The 19,031-nt window shown below is 39.0% G+C and carries 16 protein-coding genes and 1 pseudogene; 3 read left to right on the forward strand and 14 right to left on the reverse strand.

Translation table 11 applies throughout. The features are described from left to right. Positions 1-174 precede the first annotated feature (174 nt). The 13 genes and pseudogenes from D8M04_RS13215 to D8M04_RS13265 form a co-directional block, all read right to left on the reverse strand. On the reverse strand, positions 175-1,347 hold the full coding sequence (locus tag D8M04_RS13215; RefSeq protein ID WP_121523732.1) for a UxaA family hydrolase: 1,173 nt from the start codon (positions 1,345-1,347) through the stop codon (positions 175-177). Further along, positions 1,340-1,636 carry a UxaA family hydrolase gene (locus D8M04_RS13220; protein ID WP_121523734.1) on the reverse strand — a complete coding sequence of 99 codons (297 nt, stop codon included), beginning with the start codon at positions 1,634-1,636 and terminating at the stop codon, positions 1,340-1,342. Before D8M04_RS13220 ends, D8M04_RS13215 begins: the two co-directional genes overlap by 8 nt. A gap of 4 nt (positions 1,637-1,640) precedes the next feature. Then, entirely contained in the window at positions 1,641-2,537 is an 897-nt protein-coding gene (locus D8M04_RS13225; protein ID WP_121523736.1) for a fumarylacetoacetate hydrolase family protein, read from the reverse strand. A gap of 35 nt (positions 2,538-2,572) precedes the next feature. Further along, complete coding sequence (locus D8M04_RS13230) at positions 2,573-3,340, reverse strand: IclR family transcriptional regulator (protein ID WP_121523738.1); 768 nt, start codon at positions 3,338-3,340, stop codon at positions 2,573-2,575. Positions 3,341-3,403: 63 nt separating this feature from the next. Next, complete coding sequence (locus D8M04_RS13235) at positions 3,404-5,608, reverse strand: dihydroxy-acid dehydratase domain-containing protein (RefSeq protein WP_121523740.1); 2,205 nt, start codon at positions 5,606-5,608, stop codon at positions 3,404-3,406. A gap of 73 nt (positions 5,609-5,681) precedes the next feature. Further along, complete coding sequence (locus tag D8M04_RS13240; RefSeq protein ID WP_121523742.1) at positions 5,682-6,932, reverse strand: nickel pincer cofactor-dependent isomerase, group 22; 1,251 nt, start codon at positions 6,930-6,932, stop codon at positions 5,682-5,684. Between the two features lie 32 nt (positions 6,933-6,964). After that, positions 6,965-8,014 (reverse strand): TRAP transporter substrate-binding protein, encoded by a 1,050-nt coding sequence (locus D8M04_RS13245; protein ID WP_121523744.1) that lies wholly within the window; start codon positions 8,012-8,014, stop codon positions 6,965-6,967. 67 nt (positions 8,015-8,081) lie between these two features. Continuing rightward, positions 8,082-9,359 (reverse strand): TRAP transporter large permease subunit, encoded by a 1,278-nt coding sequence (locus tag D8M04_RS13250; protein WP_121523746.1) that lies wholly within the window; start codon positions 9,357-9,359, stop codon positions 8,082-8,084. Then, entirely contained in the window at positions 9,356-9,931 is a 576-nt protein-coding gene (locus D8M04_RS13255; RefSeq protein ID WP_121523748.1) for a TRAP transporter small permease, read from the reverse strand. Before D8M04_RS13255 ends, D8M04_RS13250 begins: the two co-directional genes overlap by 4 nt. A gap of 33 nt (positions 9,932-9,964) precedes the next feature. Further along, a complete protein-coding gene (locus tag D8M04_RS13260) occupies positions 9,965-10,990 on the reverse strand; it encodes a TRAP transporter substrate-binding protein (RefSeq protein ID WP_121523750.1) in 1,026 nt (341 codons plus the stop codon). Between the two features lie 722 nt (positions 10,991-11,712). Further along, positions 11,713-11,886: pseudogene (locus D8M04_RS20465) on the reverse strand (group II intron reverse transcriptase/maturase); the annotation flags it as partial. 206 nt (positions 11,887-12,092) lie between these two features. Then, on the reverse strand, positions 12,093-12,233 hold the full coding sequence (locus D8M04_RS20200) for a hypothetical protein (RefSeq protein WP_187695449.1): 141 nt from the start codon (positions 12,231-12,233) through the stop codon (positions 12,093-12,095). A 416-nt stretch (positions 12,234-12,649) separates the two neighbouring features. After that, a complete protein-coding gene (locus D8M04_RS13265) occupies positions 12,650-14,626 on the reverse strand; it encodes a glycoside hydrolase family 3 protein (protein WP_158595128.1) in 1,977 nt (658 codons plus the stop codon). Positions 14,627-14,878: 252 nt separating this feature from the next. On the opposite strand from D8M04_RS13265, the gene D8M04_RS13270 reads away from it, so the two are divergent. After that, positions 14,879-15,385 (forward strand): GNAT family N-acetyltransferase, encoded by a 507-nt coding sequence (locus tag D8M04_RS13270; RefSeq protein ID WP_121523754.1) that lies wholly within the window; start codon positions 14,879-14,881, stop codon positions 15,383-15,385. 183 nt (positions 15,386-15,568) lie between these two features. Beyond that, the gene (locus D8M04_RS13275; RefSeq protein ID WP_121523756.1) at positions 15,569-16,000 is read left to right on the forward strand and encodes an SRPBCC family protein; all 432 of its coding nucleotides are present in this window, start codon (positions 15,569-15,571) and stop codon (positions 15,998-16,000) included. Positions 16,001-16,313: 313 nt separating this feature from the next. On the opposite strand, the gene D8M04_RS13280 is transcribed toward D8M04_RS13275, so the two are convergent. Beyond that, entirely contained in the window at positions 16,314-16,928 is a 615-nt protein-coding gene (locus tag D8M04_RS13280) for a TetR/AcrR family transcriptional regulator (protein ID WP_121523758.1), read from the reverse strand. Positions 16,929-17,337: 409 nt separating this feature from the next. Here D8M04_RS13280 and D8M04_RS13285 point away from each other — a divergent pair, with 409 nt between their 5' ends. Continuing rightward, entirely contained in the window at positions 17,338-18,876 is a 1,539-nt protein-coding gene (locus tag D8M04_RS13285) for an FAD-binding oxidoreductase (RefSeq protein ID WP_121523760.1), read from the forward strand. Positions 18,877-19,031: the final 155 nt, after the last annotated feature.

A 19,031-nucleotide genomic window follows, 5' to 3' on the forward strand; every position in this document is an offset into this window, starting at 1 on the left:
CTTTTTTATTAGACACTGTAATACTCTCCTGTTGCTCGTTTTCCACGAGCGTTCTGGAAGCCTCCACGGTGCCTTGCATTTGCGGTGACTTCCGTTCATCCGCTCTTTAGCACAGGCTTACAATCGAATCAACAGTGTGCTAGGATCAACATAGTGCTTTTAGAAAGACCTTTATTAAAATGTTGGACCAATTCGCCAAATACCAAAGTCATGCTGTTTCAAAATTTCCGCTTTCGTTAACTTTCCATCTGCTACTGCTTTAATTTCTTCCATGATACGTCCACCTACTTGTGAAACTGTTTCTTTCCCGTCCACAATGGTACCAGCATCAAGATCCATGTTTTCTTGCATGCGTTCGTACATCGGGGTGTTTGTTGAGATTTTAATAACCGGCGCTATCGGTGATCCGGTCGGTGTCCCGCGTCCGCTGGTGAATAAAACAATTTGGGCGCCTCCAGCAACCATACCTGTTAATTGTTCAATGTCATGGCCAGGAGTATCCATCCAGACCAGCCCTTTTTTTGTTGGCCTCTCTGCATAGTCAATGACTTCTTCTAGTCTTGTTGTACCAGACTTTGTCGCCGCCCCAAGCGACTTTTCTTCCAGAGAACTTAATCCTCCTTCAATATTACCTGGGCTTGGATTTCCAGTTCGAATATCTACACCCATTTGGATGGAACGATTCTCCATCATTTTAATGACTGCATACGCCTTTTTAGCCACTGAGTCATTTGCAGCACGGTTGGCAAGCAAATGCTCTGCACCGATTAATTCGGTTGTTTCGGCTAAAATAGCTGTCCCTCCCTGTTCCACAATCATGTCACTGGTGCTTCCAACAGCAGGATTGGCTGAAAGGCCGGAGCAGGCATCAGAGCCTCCGCACTCCGTCCCGATGATCAATTCGCTAAAATCGCATAACTCCCGCTGTACCATCGAAGCATCCTGTACCATTCTGACTGCAATTTTTGCCACCTCTGCAATCGTTTGAAGCGTGCCACCATTGTCTTGGATGGATACTGTTTCCACAGGCTTGCCACATTTTGCAATTTCATCCCCAATTTGAATTGCTTGATGGGTTTCACAGCCAAGGCCCAGGACAATTACGCCGTATACATTGGGATTCATTCCCATTCCGACATAGGTTCTTGCCGTTTGGTCAAAATCTGTACCCACCTGGGCACATCCATGCTGGTGTATGAATGTGACGGTTCCGCTGACTAGCTCTGTCACCCGCTGAGCCGTTTGCGTCGCACAAGTAATTGTCGGTAGAATCAATACATGATTTCTTACGCCAACGCGACCATCAGGACGTCGATAACCCCAAAACTGAAGTTTTTCATTAAACAACCTTATCTCCCCTTCCTCTTTTTCCTTCCAGATTATGAACATGCACATGTTCTCCGACATCGATCGGGACTACTGCAGCTCCGATCACTTCACCATATTTAAGAATGTCCTCACCCTGAGATATCGCTCTGATTGCAAATTTATGACCAAAAAGGATGGGTTCAAGTATCTTCACACGAAATTCTTTGCTATCAGCTTTGACAACCACTTCCACTTCTGCAGGTATATCTGACAGAGCGACTGCTACACTATCCTTTTCGTTTAAAAAAAGCGTCTTGTACTCACTCATTTTTTCACCCCTTAGCGGCATGCCTGACTTCTTTACTTTGGACAACCGGGTTTTTCAAGACGCCAATTCCAGGAATTTCAATTTCAATCCTGTCATTTTCTGCTAAAGTAAATTCATTTGGCGGTACCACACACGTTCCTGTAAGAAGTACTGTTCCGTCAAAAATCTCATTATCAAGCACTAGGTAATGGACAAGCTCATCCAGTGTGCGTTTTAGCTGATTAACTTGCGCATCCCCGTAAAATACAAGCTCTTCATCACGATAAATACGGCAAATAATTAAGAATTCATAAGGGTCTGCTATCGTCTCTGCCAATACAATAGCTGGCCCAATGGAGCAAGAATTTTTCCAAACCTTTGCCTGTGGCAGGTAAAGCGGATTTTCTCCTTCAATATCCCGGCAACTCATGTCGTTGCCGACCGTGTACCCAAGCACATTACCATCCTTATCAATAACTAGCCCTAGCTCAGGTTCTGGAATTTGCCAATTTGAATCTGAACGGAGATACACAGGATCATTCGGTCCTACTGTTCTTGCAGATGTTGATTTAAGGAAAATTTCCGGGCGCACTGCATCGTAGACTTTGTCATAGAAGGTTTCACGGTCCAGTTTCCCTTGTGTCGCTTCATAATTTCGCGCTTCCCTACTTTTCTTATATGTCACACCCGATGCCCAAACTTCCGGAGCATCGATTGGAGTGGTTAAGTGAAGACCTTCCAATGGTTGCTTTTCTGTACCAGCTGTAAGTTGTTTTATAATATCAAACGAAGTTTTGTTATCTTCGCGTGCCTTGGAAATCAACGACATAAAGTCGTTGAATGGAAGGTCTGCTACTTCATTTTCCTTTGTTACAGCTGCAAGTTGCTTCTTATTATCTTTTAGGTAACGAATAATTCTCATATAGTTTCCCCCTATAATAACCAACTTTGATTCTTTTAAATTTTTTGATAATCGTAACCAAGCTCCTGCGAAATGCTGTTGCTGTATTCTTTTAAGATACTGACGTAATATTCTTTGATTTCTTCCGTTAATTTAGTAGCAGGCATGGACATGCTTATTCCTGCGATCGCTTTGCCAGTATAATCTTTAATCGGTACAGCGATACAGACGATGCCGAGTTCATTTTCTTCATTGTCCATAGAATAACCAGCCGTTCGAACATGGTTGACTTCCGCTAATAATTCTTCTTTTGAGCTGATTGATTTTGGTGTTTGTTTCGTGTACTGATAGTTTTTTAGAAACTGGTCAAGTTCTTTATCTGTTTTAGTTGAAATAATTGATTTACCTACCGCGCTTGTATGAATCGGCACTCTCCGGCCAATACGGGAATATACAACGGTGACACCGCTTCCTTCAACCTTGTCGATATAGACACCTTCCTGCCCATCCAGAATTACAAGATGAACCGTTAAATTCGTTGTAGCAGATAGCCTTTCAAGATGTTTTCTGGCAACTTTCCGCAAATCGAAATTGTTAGCGACCATGTTACCTCGTTCAAAAAGCTTTAATCCAAGCCGATATTTTTCATTCTCCTCATTTTGTGAGATATACCGATGTACCTGTAACGTTTTTAATAGCGAATGAACGGTACTTTTATGCAGGTTCATTCGTCTGCTTATTTCTGTGATGGATAACTCTCTGTCCCTCTCGTCAAATATATCTAATATTTTTAATGCACGTTCCACTGATTGGATAATAGGCATCTTCACTCATCCTCCTAGTCTTATTTAGACTAATTTTACTAAATTTCAGACAAGTATGCCTCTTTATTTAGCATTTGTGCTGATTTCATGAAGTAATATATCTTTTTTATAATCCAGCACCGCATCTTCCGATACAGCCAGTGGAACAACACCATTGGCAGCATCCGTATGACCATACATCCGGTTGCTTGCTGCGACTAGCTTCTGGCGTGTCTTCATTCGCTGTTTTCTCTCTTCCACAAGAGATCTCCGTTCTTCTTTTAAACTGTCTGAAAACACATGGACAACGTTTCCTGAGTATAACTGGGCTCTGTCAATAAAATCAATGCGGCGTTCTCGCAGTTGAAGGTGGACAACATCGCCTGTTTGAAGGAAGCCAATGCCTCCATCTTCGTATGCCTCAGGTGTCATATGTCCTATTGCTGCACCATAGGTTACGCCGGAATAGCGTCCATCGCTAATAATGGTTGCCAGTTTTTTCATGACGCGGTTGGCATTAATATGCTGCATTGGGGTAAACATCTCAGGCATTCCGAATGCTACAGGACCTTGGCCCGCAATAACAACGGAAATTTTCAAAATTCCTTTTTCCACCATTTTGTCAAATAATTTTTCATATGGTGCTTCTTTCAGGAGTTCCCACTCCTCTTTGCTGTTGTATTTAAGTGTTTCAAACAACAGGTTATAATCAAATAATTTCTTCTCTTTAATATTGTTCAAGAGATTGGAGTCCAGTAAACTTCTATTCGCATCATCTTCATTCTCAAAATAAAGAACAAATGCAAGCTTATCATCAAACTGATCAAGCTGAGGTGTCGGCATGCCGCTAATTTTAACAACAGCGCTCTCAAAGAAGTTCCCTTGCAATACATCCACTCCGCTGAATGCCCTTCGCGGGGTAGATAAGATAACAGGGTTCTCCTTTACATTTATTGCTTGAAGGCTTCTTGTAATGGCCAAGCGTTCTCTCCATGTGCTGGCTGCTACCGTCGGAGCATCTTCATCCATTGGGACGCCATTTTCAAGAAGTTCATAAAAGAGTGTTTCCATTCCCCTGCTTGTTCCACTGCAGCACTGCATAGCCAGTGAGTAAATATCGCGCCCTTCTGTGAGGCTATAATCAAATAAATCCGGAATCGGATACTCATGATGAATGGTGTCCAAATCCCATAAGCTGAATTTGTATCCTGCATAGAGCATCCCTGCGACGATATGCATCATCAAGTTTGTAGAACCGCCAGAGGCACTGTGAATGCGAATAGCGTTTTTAATGTTGGCTGCTACAATATTGGAGACTCCATATTTCTCGTCATTTATCATGGTGGCAAAGCTATCAAGAACAGCATTAATCTGTCTTTGTGTTGGCGGATCTGTCAGTAGTTCAACCGCTGGATGAACAAGACCCATTCCGGCTACTAAATGGCGTGAACTATTGCCTGTTCCATTAAACGCGCATACACCGCCCTGGCCATCACATGTCGCAACTGCTAAACGCATTTCAAAATATTTATGCTGTTCCTTCGTTAGAATGCCCCTCTCATAGGCACGCTCGAAAACTCCCTGGAAGGCTGTATTGGATGAACACTGCAATATGTAGGCCATCGTGTCACGTAAATCAATCGCTACATCTGAAGCACCTTCTGTTTCTGCTTTTTTCGCCAATCCTTCCAGCTCTGTGATGACATCATCCGGAATAGAGCCGCCTTCAAGTACATGTGCTGGTGCGAATGTAGCAAAGAATGGAGCCTCACCACGGTCACGCCTTACACGGTCTACATGTGCCAAGGCGCTTACTACACCAAGAGGCTGTTTATCGCACCCTTGAATGACGAATGCACCATGGTAACTATGCGCTTCAATCTGATTGACAACCATTTGAGCTACAGCATTTCGGCTTTGGAGAGAATAGCTCATTCCTTGATTGCTTTGGGCTGTTCCATCACACATAACCGGAGTAGAAAAGTAAAATGGAACTCCTCCATTTTGCCAAATGCGGATTGCCGCCCGTGCAGAAGTTTGATAGTCCATTATGTGTGCTGGGTGATCTGATGAGCCTCCAATAATGGCAATACGAGGGGCATTCATTTCAAGGCGGTTATAGATTTCTTCCAGTGTCCAATCCGGTTTGCCCCCTTCGTATGAGGAACCTAGTGTCAGTTTTGAACGGTCAAGCAGCCCTGCTACCGTAATCGGTTCATTTGCTTTTCCCTGTACATTGTCTCTGTACGGATTTACCTCATTATCAATGAGTGGATATAATTGATTCATTAGATTACTTCCTTTCAATATTCATAATGAAATCGAACAAGCTTTTCATTCGATTAACACTTCTAATGAGTTACTAGATTAGTACTAATTCTTTAGGTTCTGATAGAACCTCTAAATTTTTATTTTTTTCTGCCTCTTCTATCATGTTTTCGGATATCCAGATCTCATCAATTTCTAAGGTGTTTTTAATTCTTACAACTCTTACTTTTGATAGATTAAATGCATGACATGTTTTAATTGCAGCTTTCACAGCCAATTCCTCAGTATCTAAACACATTGGCAATTTCACCACATCAATAACGGTACTTGTAAGTGCATTAGCATATCCTTTTTCCCACTTGATTTCATTCATAACAGCTTTCGTCGTCATGTCGGCCATTCCAATTCCGTTTGCGTTTCCGTTTGTTTTCTCTGTGAGTCCAAGAACTACTGTCCGTGTAACTTCAGGACCTCCAGATGCATATGGAGTGGCGAAATTCCCCGTTATATTCGGATCCATTCCATCTCCAGAAATATCCTTGCCTATTTCATTTACGATCAGGACATCAATCTGATCGAAATGAATCTTTGGCATTAAAGATTTTGCTTCTAATAGTAGTTCCGGCTCTGCTTTTTCTAAATCTTCTGCTGGTACTGCGACGATTTTTGCGGGTTTATCATAGGCATTCTCGATCGTAGCAAGACCAAATATGATAGGAGCTTTCGTGATTGATATTTTCGCCATCTCTGGGACATGTTCTGCCATATACTTGAAGCTATAAGCATGGGCGGCTTCAGCGCCCTTTTGTTTTCCTAATCCAATTGTGATCATTTTCATTAGTCCACTTTCGACCGGACCTCGAAATGCAGTGTGGGGCTTAATTCGATTAATTACAATAATTTTGTCTGATTCATAAGCTAATTTATCGATATAAACGGGTAGACCATTTGGTAATTCGCCTAGCTTAACCACTTCCGTAGACGATCTTATCGGGGTTCCTACCGCTTCTTCCGTAACACCAAGCTGATGAAGTACATCGATTTGTCCTTCTGCTGTAGCCCCGCCATGGCTGCCCATTGCAGGGACAATAAATGGTTTCCCTCCCGCTTCCTTAATAGCAGCTGCAGTTTCCCTTACGAGGATAGGCAGATCAGCGACGCCTCTGCTGCCTACTGCAATTGCCACATTGTCATCAATTGATATTCTTGATAAGACACCTGCTTTCTTTATTGCCTTTTGCACCTCACTCGCAACATCTGCGAGTTGAGGTGCATGGAATTTTTGCTTTACTCTCACCATTTTAGGTAATTGGACCTCTCGTAAAAGTTCCGAAATAATATCCAACTTTGCTCCCCCTTACTAAATCCCAAGCTTGATTAATTACCACGTACTTTTTCTACTTCTTCCATCATTTCTTCAACAAGATCTGCTCCAAATTCTTCAGTAAACTTATCTGTCACTGGTTGAATGATTTCCTTCATTTTTTCTGTTTCTTCGGCAGAAACTTCGTTAATTTTCATTCCTTCCTCTTCTAAATATTTAAGTGCTTTTTCATTCTCTTCTCGATTAAGCTTACGTTGGTATTCTCCAGCTTCTTGAGCAGCTTCCCTCATGATTTCTTGTTCTTCTTCTGACAAGTCATCCCAAAACTTTTTGCTAACAAGAAAAACAAATGGAGTATATACATGCTTCGTTAGACTTAAGTAATCCTGTACTTCATCATATTTTTGGGTTTGGATTGTTATTAATGGGTTCTCTTGACCATCAACAGTACCTGATTCCAATGCTGTAAATACCTCAGAAAATGCCATAGGAGATGGATTTGCTCCTAACTTAGAAAAGGCATCTAAGTGGACTTGATTTTGCATTGTACGAATTTTAAGTCCCTTAAAATCTTCAGCCGTTTCAACAGGATGTTTGCTATTTGTTAAATTTCGGAAGCCATTTTCCCAGTAACCAAGACCTATTAAGTCGTGCTCAGGTAATTTATCCAATAATTTCTGTCCAACTGCTCCATCTAAAACAGCGTAAGCTTCTTCTTCACTTTGAAAAACAAACGGGAAGTCATAAATACCATACTCTTTAATCATCCCTACTAATGGAGAGGTTGATGGGACCGTTACTTCCTGTAAACCTCCTTGGAGTGCTTCTGTCATTTTTAGATCATCTCCAAGAGTGGCATCAAAAAAGTTTTGTACTTTCATTTTCCCGCCACTTTTTTCCTCTAGAAGTTCTGCAAATTTCACCATGCCCTGCCCTTGAGTGTGTGTTTCACTATTTCCGATTCCAGCTTTAATCGTTCTTTCTTGTATACCGCCTTCAGAAGTTGCAGCACTTTCACTCTGAGTTGCACCGCTACAGGCACTTAGCAGCAAGATACCCGGAAGGATAAATCCAATAGTAAAAAGTTTCAGCCATTTTTTCATCTCATTTCCCCCATTTTCATATTAATTTTTAAGTTTAGTTACAATATTCAGATTATAATCTTTGTTTTTAATTAGTGAACCACTCAAGCGGAACTAATACCAAGGAAGGGAAAATGATTAACAAGATTAGTATGATCACTTGGACAAGTAAGAATGGCCAAATCCCTTTCATGATATCTTCCATACTGATTTTACTTATACCACACATGACATTTAGAACTGTACCAACGGGAGGTGTAAGTAAACCGATTGCGTTATTTAGAATAAAAAGAACTCCAAAGTAAACAGGGTCAATACCTGCTGCAACAACAAGCGGCATTAATACAGGCGTTAGAATTAGTATTGTCGGCGTCATATCCATTGCTGTACCAACCACAATGACTAATAAGTTAATCATGATTAATAGTAGGAACGGGTTATCCAGGAACGGTTCCAATAAGCTGATGACTGTTGCCGGTAGATTAGCTACCGTAATAAGCCAAGATGAAACAAGTGCTGCAGCTACTAAAAACATAACGACGCTTGTCATTTTTCCTGCATGTACCAAAGCATCAAACAATTCACTTACTTTCATTTCACGGTAGATTACTAGACCAACAAATAATGCATATACAGCAGCAACTACTGCTGCCTCTGTTGGTGTAAAAAAGCCAAATCTCAATCCTCCAATAATAATAGCTGGAAGAAAAAGTGCCCATATACCATTACGAAGTGACATAAAGATTTCTTTTGCAGAAGCACGGGGTTGTACTGCTACGTTATCTTTACGAGCTACTATAGCCCATGTAATTGTCAATCCTACAGCCAGCATAAGACCAGGCACGATTCCGGCCATAAATAGCTTTGTAATCGAAACACCACTTGCAACACCAAAAATGATAAATCCAATACTTGGTGGGATAATTGGAGCAATAATTCCACCTGCTGCAATTAGTCCGCTTGAACGATTTTTATCATAACCAGCCTTTACCATCATCGGAATTAGGATAGCGCCAAGAGCAGCTGTATCAGCAACTGCGGATCCAGATAAACTTGCAAAAAGTACGGCCGCAATAATTGCAACATAACCAAGGCCACCCCTGATATGACCAACCATTGTCATCGCCATTTCAACAATCCGCTTTGACAATCCCCCGCGGTTCATTGCTTCACCAGCTAACATAAAGAATGGAATCGCCATTAGAGGGAAATTATCAGCACCACTGATTAGGTTTTGAGCGATGATTTGACTGTCAAAAATACCAAGGAAATACATCAAAACGACACTACTTACGAGTAAGGCAAAAGCAATAGGAATTCCAAGTCCCATAGCACCGAGTAAGGATCCGACAAAAATTCCAATCATCCTTGTTTTTCCTCCTTCTTATCCATATAAACTTCAGCGTTGTCTGCATTGCTATGGAGAGCAATTAACTCTTCGGATTCACTAATTTGAACCAAATCTTCATCTTTTATTTTGTTAAAGATGATTCGATATAAATTATTGATAATGATTAACCCCATCGATATACTTACAAGAATGCCAGTACCATGTACAAAAGCTAATGGCATCCCAGTAGCAGGTGCAGTGCTATCCATATTAATCAATGTCATCTTCCAGCTCCCATCCAAGATAAGGATAAGGACAAATAACATCAATAAATCTCCTATGATAAGCACCACTTTTTTCGCCTTGGCAGGAAGACGTTTGATAAGCATATCTACCCCTAAATGTTCTTTGTTATTGAAAGCGCCGATAGCACCTAGAAATGTTAGCCATATAAACAAATAACGAGACATTTCTTCAGACCAGGTAATCCCTGAATTAAGGAAATAACGGAGAACTACATTCCCAAAAACGAGAACGACCATGATCGCTAGAGCTGCAGCCATAAAAATGTTCAACGTCTTTTCCAATAACATCGATAGTTTATTCATCTAATCTCTCCCTTCCCTTTAAAGAGCCTTTATTTATTCCGCTTTAATTTTTTCAACTAGTTCCTCTGCCCAATCATTCTCAGCAAATATTTCATCATAAACAGATTGACTCGCATTTATCATATCTTCTGTAAATCCTTCATCAGGCGTTGTAAATTTGATTCCATTGTCCTCAAGGTATGTTTTGTCTTCTTCATAGCTCTTTTCTAGTAAATCAAATTCGTATGCTGCTGCCTCTTCCGCGGCCTTTTGAATAATTTGCTGCTGCTCTTCTGTTAAACTGTTAAAGAACTCGCTGTTGATGATATAAATATTAGGACTGAACATGTGTTTTGATTCTAAAACATCGCTTTGAACTTCGTAATATCCAGAATTTCTCAATGTTGCAACTGGGTTATCCTGTGCATCCACCACTTTTTGTTCAAGTGCAGTAAAAATTTCAGAAATAGGCAGTGGATTGACATTTGTACCAAGTGCCTCACCTAACTTTATGTAGTTTGGAATGTTAGGCATTCTTAGTCGTAATCCCTCAAAATCTTCCATACTTTCTATTGTGCGATTACTTGAAATCATTCTAAATCCATTCGCACTCCAAGCGAGTGGTGTAACCCCATGTTTCGTATCTAAATCTGCTGTTATTTCCTCGCCAATAGGTCCATTCAAAACCTTTTTGACATGTTCAAAATCTCTAAACAAGAAAGGCCATTCAGGAACACTCATTTTTGGAATATCTGCTTGCATGATTAACCCTGGAATTCCCATTTCAATTGTTCCATTTCTAACACCGTCATAAAATTCTTTTTCTGCACCTAATGTACTGTTTGCATAGATTTCTACTTCTAATTCACCATTGGTTTCTTCTTCAACTATTTTTTTAAATTTTTCCTTTAAAGCAATATTTTGCGGGTGATTATCAGCAAAATAGTGTGCAACTTTAATCGTTTTCTTTTCAGATTCAGATCCGTTAGATGTTGTTCCTGCACTACTACAGCCTGCAAGAAAGATTGCACCTGCCAACGTGATACTTGCAGCAATTTTAAAGATTTTCCTTTTTTTCATAAAGACCCTCCTTTTTTGTTGTAAGCGTTATCATGGTGTCAAATAAAAAACTTCTTCCCATTCTTCTTATGGAATCACGTCACAGTTTTATAATGTAAAACTCTGTTTTTATAAATGAATAAAAAATAAATTTCAATTAAACATTTATAATGTTGCTGTGCTGTGTAATACCATTGAAGTCTATTACTAAGAAGAAGTTTGTTTTATAATGTAAAACTTGATTTTCAAATTTCTTAAGTTGATTATATTCTGCCTATTTATCTTTGTCAATTACTTTTTTGAATAATTTAATAATTCTAATGAATAAAAATATGCATAAGGAATACTGGGTTGTATTAAATGATTTTTTATCTCGAATTGAAATACACCACGCCAAAGTATTTTGCTAATTATAATACAGAAGTGCATTTTATTTTAGAAGAATAATTATAACCCGAATACTCAAAGCTCCACATGGCGGATTAGTTATTCGGTATGGAAATATCGTAGCAGTTCATTCCCTAGTAAAGCAGAACTTTGATAATCTAGGTGTCACAGTCGTACATATCTTTCGGTGTGCGAACGAAAAAATTGTAGTTGTGGGATGCAGGACAAGCGGTTTCAAGCGTTTCGGCTAATGGGAAAGGGAGATTTTAGAATTTATACCATAAATCGAGTAGGAGGGAGTGGTTAAAACTCACGACCGCTCTCACCACCGTACGTACGGGTCCGTATACGGCCGTTCAATCAAGAGATATATGACGCAAGAACTCATAACGTTCTTGTAGACTTTTAAGCCCTTGATCACTCCAATAGGAGTTTCCAAGGGTTTTATGTAATATAGGACTGCTTGAAATAAGCCAGTAACCTTTTCGGCTATTTCCCCGTTCATAGGCTTTCCACTCAGGAACTCCTCGCATTTTAATACGTGAGAACTGGATCAACTAATGGGGAATAACGTGGTAACTAATAGGCTTTAGGATGATTTTTTCATCATTTAAATATGTGACTATTTAAAAACCACCTAAAAACCCCTACTTATATGAATACATTACAAGTAAGGGTTTTATTTGACTTCGACTTCTGATTCTAATGGGAGTTCCGTTTTCAACACGTCCTTTTCTTAAATATCCAACTTACTATACTCATTGATTTGTTCTTCTGTTAATTGTCCTATAAAGTGATAAAAGCTAACTGACTGCATTCCATATCTTTCACAAATCGACAAGTAACCACGGTATGCTGCAACACAGATATTTTCCATTATTTTACCCTCCCTTCTGTTGTATAACAGTATTATATTATGATTGTAATATATAACAGTTTCATGTTTTTGTCAATAACCATACGATAAAAGATTCAAATAATTACTACAGGATAAGGAATGTCATAAGCTATTTAATTGAATCACTTTTGGTTTATCAGAAATGATGGACAAGATAATCTGTTGTAAAACACAAGGGCGCTTCTAATGATTCGCCAAATTAGAAGCAGAAGATTCCTTCCAATAGTACGAATGACCATCATATTTACGCTCAGAACGATGCCATCCTGCTTATTAGGCTAAGGCCTCTTTGTTTCTTGCCTCCTGTTTTAGAATCGTGAAAAATAGGGTCAGTCCCCTGCTTCTCTATCACTTTAGTTAAGTGGGGGACTGACCCTTTTTTCTTTAAATTATTCTCAATAAGAAAGTCCAAAATTATATTGATACCTATTCCCTGCTTTATCCTGATACGGATAGGAGGGATCCTCATCATATCCTGGTACATCACCGGCTTCATTGTTCACTGCTTCCTGATTTGCAGGGATGGTGATAGGGAGTTTTCCAACAGGATTATATTTTCCACGGATCATATCTACAACTGCCTCAGCCTTTGTACCAAACGTTCCTATGACAGCTCCTGCGTTCGGTTCGATCGTATTAATAAGCCATGGGTTGGAAAAATTAATAGCCGTTATCGTCGGAACCGTCTTTTGAATTTCCACAATTCGATTTACTTGATCCACACCCGTTTCCGGACCAATCACAACCGTTGGGTTATTGGCAAATAAATCTTGGAAGGGTTGAACCCAAACAAAGGCATGTGTAGCATCTGCTAAATTATCTACAATGGTAATAGAATTATCGTGATTTCTTATTTTTTGCTTTAATTCCTCGGTCTTTTGTCCATTTTCTCCTCCAGGGAACATCTCCACATAAAGACGAACTTCTGCCATATTTTCATCCCTTAATGGCAATAGATTATTATCATTTCGCATCAGAACAATCGACCTGCGATGCGCATCATCTGCCACCTTTTGGGATTCGGGATTATCGGCAATTGCTAATGCTTGGTCAGAATCCACATATGGGTTTTCAAAAAGCCCTAATTTCATCATTTCTGTTAGTAAATAGGTGGCTGAACGATTAATTTGTTCTTCTCCCACCAAACCTTGATTGACAGCGTTTAAGATTGGTTCTGGATTTGGTACCCCGGAGAAAATATTGGTTCCCGCATTGATTGCTTTTGCAAATCGCTGTTCTACCGGTAAATCCTCTGCGCCCCACGCTCGATCAATCACCGCGCTTGTATCGGAATTAACATAGCCTAAGAATTTCAGTTCATCTCGCAAATATCCATTAATAAATGGCTCATTTAGTGCAAAAGCAACTTCTTCAAACTGCTGATTTTCACTAAAATGTGGCAATCCTTGTTCTGCGCTTTCGTTACTTGGATAGGCATAATAAGGCATAATGGAAGTTGTCTCTGCTTCAATGGCTGCCTTAAACGGCGGAATATGATACTTTAACAAGCTGCCAGGCGTTGGATAAATATTATATTGCCCTTCTTTAAAATGAGGGTCCCTCCCCTCTGCACGCGCTCCCCCACCGGGGAAATGTCTCGTAGTCATGGAGACACTATTTTTATTTAATACGTCACCTTGAAACCCTTTAATAACATTAAAGATCATAGCAGAGATAAGTTCTGGATTCTCGCCGAATGTTTCTTGATTTCTTGCCCATAAAGGGTCTGTTGCAACATCCGCAGAATAGCCGTACATCTTATGGATTCCTGCTGCTCTCCATTCTTTTGCAGCAATTTCACCAAATCTTCTTACCAAGCCCGAATCACGAGTGGCCGCTAAACCTAACGTATCTGGCCAATGAGAAAACTGTCCTGCCTCTTCAATAACTGGGATAGTTAAAGGATGATTTCTTGGATTTGAAATAACTACAGCAGGAATTCCTAATCTTGATGCCTCAGCCGCTTCTTGTAATTGATTGGTATGGTTGGCGATAACATCGGCACTCGGCATTTCCCGATAAATAAAATAGCGAGTATGCTGGTCAAGAAACTTGTTGGGGAAAACGACCTTACTATCCTGAATTTCTGGAAATTCGTTTATCGTCAGTAATCCTACCTTTTCTTCTAATGTCATCTGAGACAATAAATTCTCCACTCGATTTTCGGTAGGCAACTCCCAATTTTCGTATGGATCAAGCTTGCCATTATTATTTAAATCGCGATATCTTTTCCCTTCAATAGTTAAGATAGCCTTCGTTCTTGTTTCAACTTCTACATTATTCTGCGCCTGTACCTCTAGCAGCTCCATTGGGAATGCTAAAACAAACACCAACATACATAAAACGGTGTTCCTTATGTAACGTGTATGCATCTTCTTCACTCCAATTATAGTTGGTAGATTATTCTTCATTAATATCCCTTTTTAGGATCATATTATCCAAATGCATTGGAGGATTTTATGGATGTTGAAAGAAAGCTTCAGTAACTACGTTTCCAAGGAGCGATCTGTTAGAACAAGGTTTTCATCAAGACGATCGGTTTTTATTTAGTAAATATATTTTTGGATATATTCTGCTTAGATTGTAGTATATAGGGAAACAAAAGGAACTGAGGAGAATTGCTAATGAATATTCGTACTTTAAATGAGTCTGATGCCCCTTTGTATCAAGAATTACGATTAAGTGCATTAAAAATCAATCCAGAAGCATTTGGTTCAACATATGAAAGAGAAGTTAAATTCTCAATAGAAACAGTTGGGCAGAGATTAAAACCAGTTAAAGACAAATTTGTTTTAGGTGCTTTTGATGATAGTGGTTCGTTAGTTGGAATCGTTACTTTTATGCGTGAAAGCAGCCTTAAAATGAATCATAAAGGGAATATTTTCGGGATGTATGTAGCACCAGAAGGTCGAGGACGTGGTTTAGGAAAATCACTAATGATGGAACTTATAGGGAAGGTAAAAAACTTCGATGGCTTGGAACAAATAAACTTAACAGTTGTATCTGAAAATGAGTCGGCAAAGAAGCTATACAAGTCCTTAGGATTCGAGGTCTATGGTGTAGAAAGAAAGGCCCTTAAATTTAATGGTCAGTATTTTGACGAGGATTTAATGGTTCTAAATATATATTGAGCTAACTGGTGGAAAAGTAAAACAAGGCAATCATTAATACGATTGCCTTTGTTTTTAAAAAAATATTTTTTGAATATTATGTTATTATAAGGTGAAGTTATTTAATTAACGGGGCAGAATAGTTAAATAAGATCAAATATGGTGAGAAATATTTGACTTGACCATAAAGGAGGAACAATGAATATGTCCACATCTGTACCGGAGTTTTTCATTACCCGCACCCTGAATGCCCGCCAAGAACTCGTGTGGCGCGCGTGGACCGTGGAGAAGGAACTAGCCAGCTGGTTGCCTTCGACCCCCCTGGAGACCATCTCCTTCGACGTTCGCAAAGGCGGACGCTACCGCTACACGATGGTCAACATCAAGACCGGCGAGGAGTATCCTACCGGAGGTGTGTTTCTCGACGTCGTACCATTTGAACGGCTTGTTTTCACCTGGGGCTACCCCGATGATCCCATCGAGAAATCCCCTGTCGTGACCCTAACCCTCACCGCACACGGCGACAGCACCGAGATGATTTTTCATCTGCGCGGATTCGCCGGTCACCCTGGCGATCAGTACGTGTACGACGGCTGGTCTGACGCGCTCGACAAGATTATGAAAAAATATACTTAAACAAACGGGTAGCATTTCTTCAACAAGCATTGCTGCTTTTTATTGAAGTAACGAGGCAGGTTAGTGTAATAAGCTGATTTTTTGGCCGGTAAAAAGGAAGTTACTACAGAGGAACAAAAATTCAAAATTAGTAGATAAAAGGATTCTAAAGAAACCTAAACTGTTTATTTTCATTTTAGATGTATAAACGTTAAAAAATAAAAAAACGCCAATCATTTGAAGCTAAAGAGATTGGCGTTTTTTTCGTTTTAATGCTCATTATATTAGTTGCTATCTTAAGCAAGGTATTACAGTAAGATTTGTCCCTGTAAATTTAAATAGTAATTGCTTTCATGTACATACGAGTTCCTATTTTAGCTAATTCATCTTCACTCATATTACTTTTTTCCATAAGCTGTCGCGAACTGATTGTAGGAATGATACTAAAAAATAACTTATAAAGAAGGATGGAAGGAATCGACGAATCTAATAGACCCTCTGATTGTCCTTCATTAAGTAAGGGCATTAGATGATTCGATAATGTATCTTGAACATTCTCAATCTCCTCTTGCTTACTTTTCAGGAAAATAGGAAGTTCTCCTAAAACGGAGATAACGCTAAGAGAAAGTGCCGATTCTTTTTGCAGAAACTTTAAGATACTCATATATATAATGGATTCTATTTTTTCAAGAAGTGGGCGATCAGACACTATCACTTGGTCAATGTTATGAAGGAAATCAGGTAGGTCACGGAAAAATAGGCAAAAAACGATATCTTCCTTTGATTTAAAGTGCCTGTAAATTGTAACTTTACTAATTCCTACGCGAGATGCTATTTCATCCATAGACATATCATGAAATCCTTTTTCCTGAAGTATTTCCTCTGTAACTTGAAGAATATAATTTTCACGGTTTAGTTGGATTTGTTTTCTAGAAAATGGCCCCGTCATAAACTCATTCCTTACAATTATTTTTTAAGAAGAGTAGTAATAATCAACTTTTTTATTCCGTTTAAAAATGTACGACCAGTACAATTTTGTTTTTATCTTACATTACTACACTTTAAATTAAATATCAATACCCTTTACTACTATAGAACTAGTAATCAAAGTTATGAAGTAATTTTTAATGATTTTTATTCGTTCATCGTTAGATTATTTGATTTTTTTTTATATCCAGCTTTAATATGGGTACATAAGTGAACTCGTAGTACACTTATTTACATTATGTATAAGGAGGGGCTTAATTGATGTAACTTTGAGAGTTATTTTACATTGTTAATAAAATAGAACCTAATTTCTTAATTTTCTAAATGAAAAATTAGGCTTATTAAAAGTAATTATTACAGGAGGATTTAATATGAATGAAAATAATGATACTAATAAAAAGAAATTAATGGATCAATTTATTAGCATACTTGGTGAAGATGCTGTTCTTGGTGAGGAAGAACAAATTGAAGAATTTAAAGATCCATATGGACCAAATGACTCGGATAAATATCAACCCTTATTGGTTGTTCAGCCTAGTACTGTTGAGGAAGTTCAGGATATTGTCAAGTTGGCTAATGAGTTGGATATTCATTTATGGAGTTCAGGTCAAGGCCGTAACTTTGGGTACGGTGGGTCATCTCCAGTAGTCAGTGGGTCCGTTATTGTCAACTTTAGACGGATGAATAAGATTTTAGAAATTAATGAAGAAGATGGATATGCTTTAGTGGAACCTGGAGTTAGTTTTGATCAATTATATAAAGAAATTCAATCTAAAGGATACAAACTCATGATGTCAGTCCCTGATTTAGGATGGGGAAGTATCGTTGGTAACTCCTCTCAACATGGTTATGGCTATACCATTAATGGGGAACATGCTAAAGCGATTAATGGAATGGAAGTGGTCTTAGCAAACGGAGAAGTATTACGTACGGGTCAAGGAGCTAAGGCAGACAGTAAAATGTGGCAAAGACATGACCGTGGTTTTGGTCCTCATCTAGATGATTTATTTAAACAATCAAACTTTGGAATTATCACAAAAATGGGAGTTAGGTTAGAACCTCAACCAGAAAAAATTACAGCAGGTTATATTTATTATGACGGTAAAGATATTGAAAAAGTAGTTGATGTCATTAAGCCTTTAGTTATGGATAAAACTATCCAAGGTGTACCACTTCTTTATTCAAATCTCATAATTGGAGAAGTTGGAGATAATCGTAAAGATTTATTCCAAAAAGCTGAAGATGGCGGTATGAGAATGCCTGCTCGCTGGGTCTTTAGAATTCAGTTCTATGGTCAAGAAAACATGGTAAATGCCAGAGTTGAGAATGTCAAAAAAGCTTTTGAAAACTTACCTGAAGTTAAAATCGAAGTTGAAACCTATGTTGGTAATGTGAAAAAAGAGGATGTTAAACCTGAACATCTTGTGCCTGCTGGTATCCCAAATATGCTAATGTTAGAACAAGTTAAAAACAGCTTTGGAGACAGTGTAGGGCACATTGAGTTTGCGCCGGTCATTCCATTCGATGGCAAAGAACTCCTGGAAGTTGAAGAAGTAGTTCAGAATGTTCTTGAAGAGTATGGATTATTTGGTATGACTGGTACAGCCATGCATACGCGCAGCTTGGTGCCGATTACAATGATATACTTCGATACTAATGATCCAAATCAAGTGAAAGCAGGATACGAAGCAGCTAAGCGGTTGGTTAAAGAAGTCGGAGAATTAGGGTATACAGAATATCGTGCTCATGTTTCACTCATGGATGACATCGCTAAAGAATTGGACTTTAATGACCATGCCTTGCATAAATTCTATACAAAAATAAAGGATGCTCTCGATCCGAAAGGGATACTTTCCCCTGGAAGTCATGGAATTTGGCCTTCTAACTTTAAGGACGGTGAAGATCAGTAGGTGAAAAACATCAGAAATGATTGTAATGAACCATATTTTGAAGACGAAAAAGAGAGAGTAAGGTAGATATTGTAAAACGTAAATGAGATACGTCTAAATACAAATTACAAATTCTGTAGACATTTTGAAAGAATAATTGTTTTAGAGAAAATTTG

The sequence above is a fragment of the Oceanobacillus piezotolerans genome (assembly GCF_003665065.1).
In the GTDB taxonomy this organism is placed as follows: domain Bacteria; phylum Bacillota; class Bacilli; order Bacillales; family Amphibacillaceae; genus Oceanobacillus; species Oceanobacillus piezotolerans.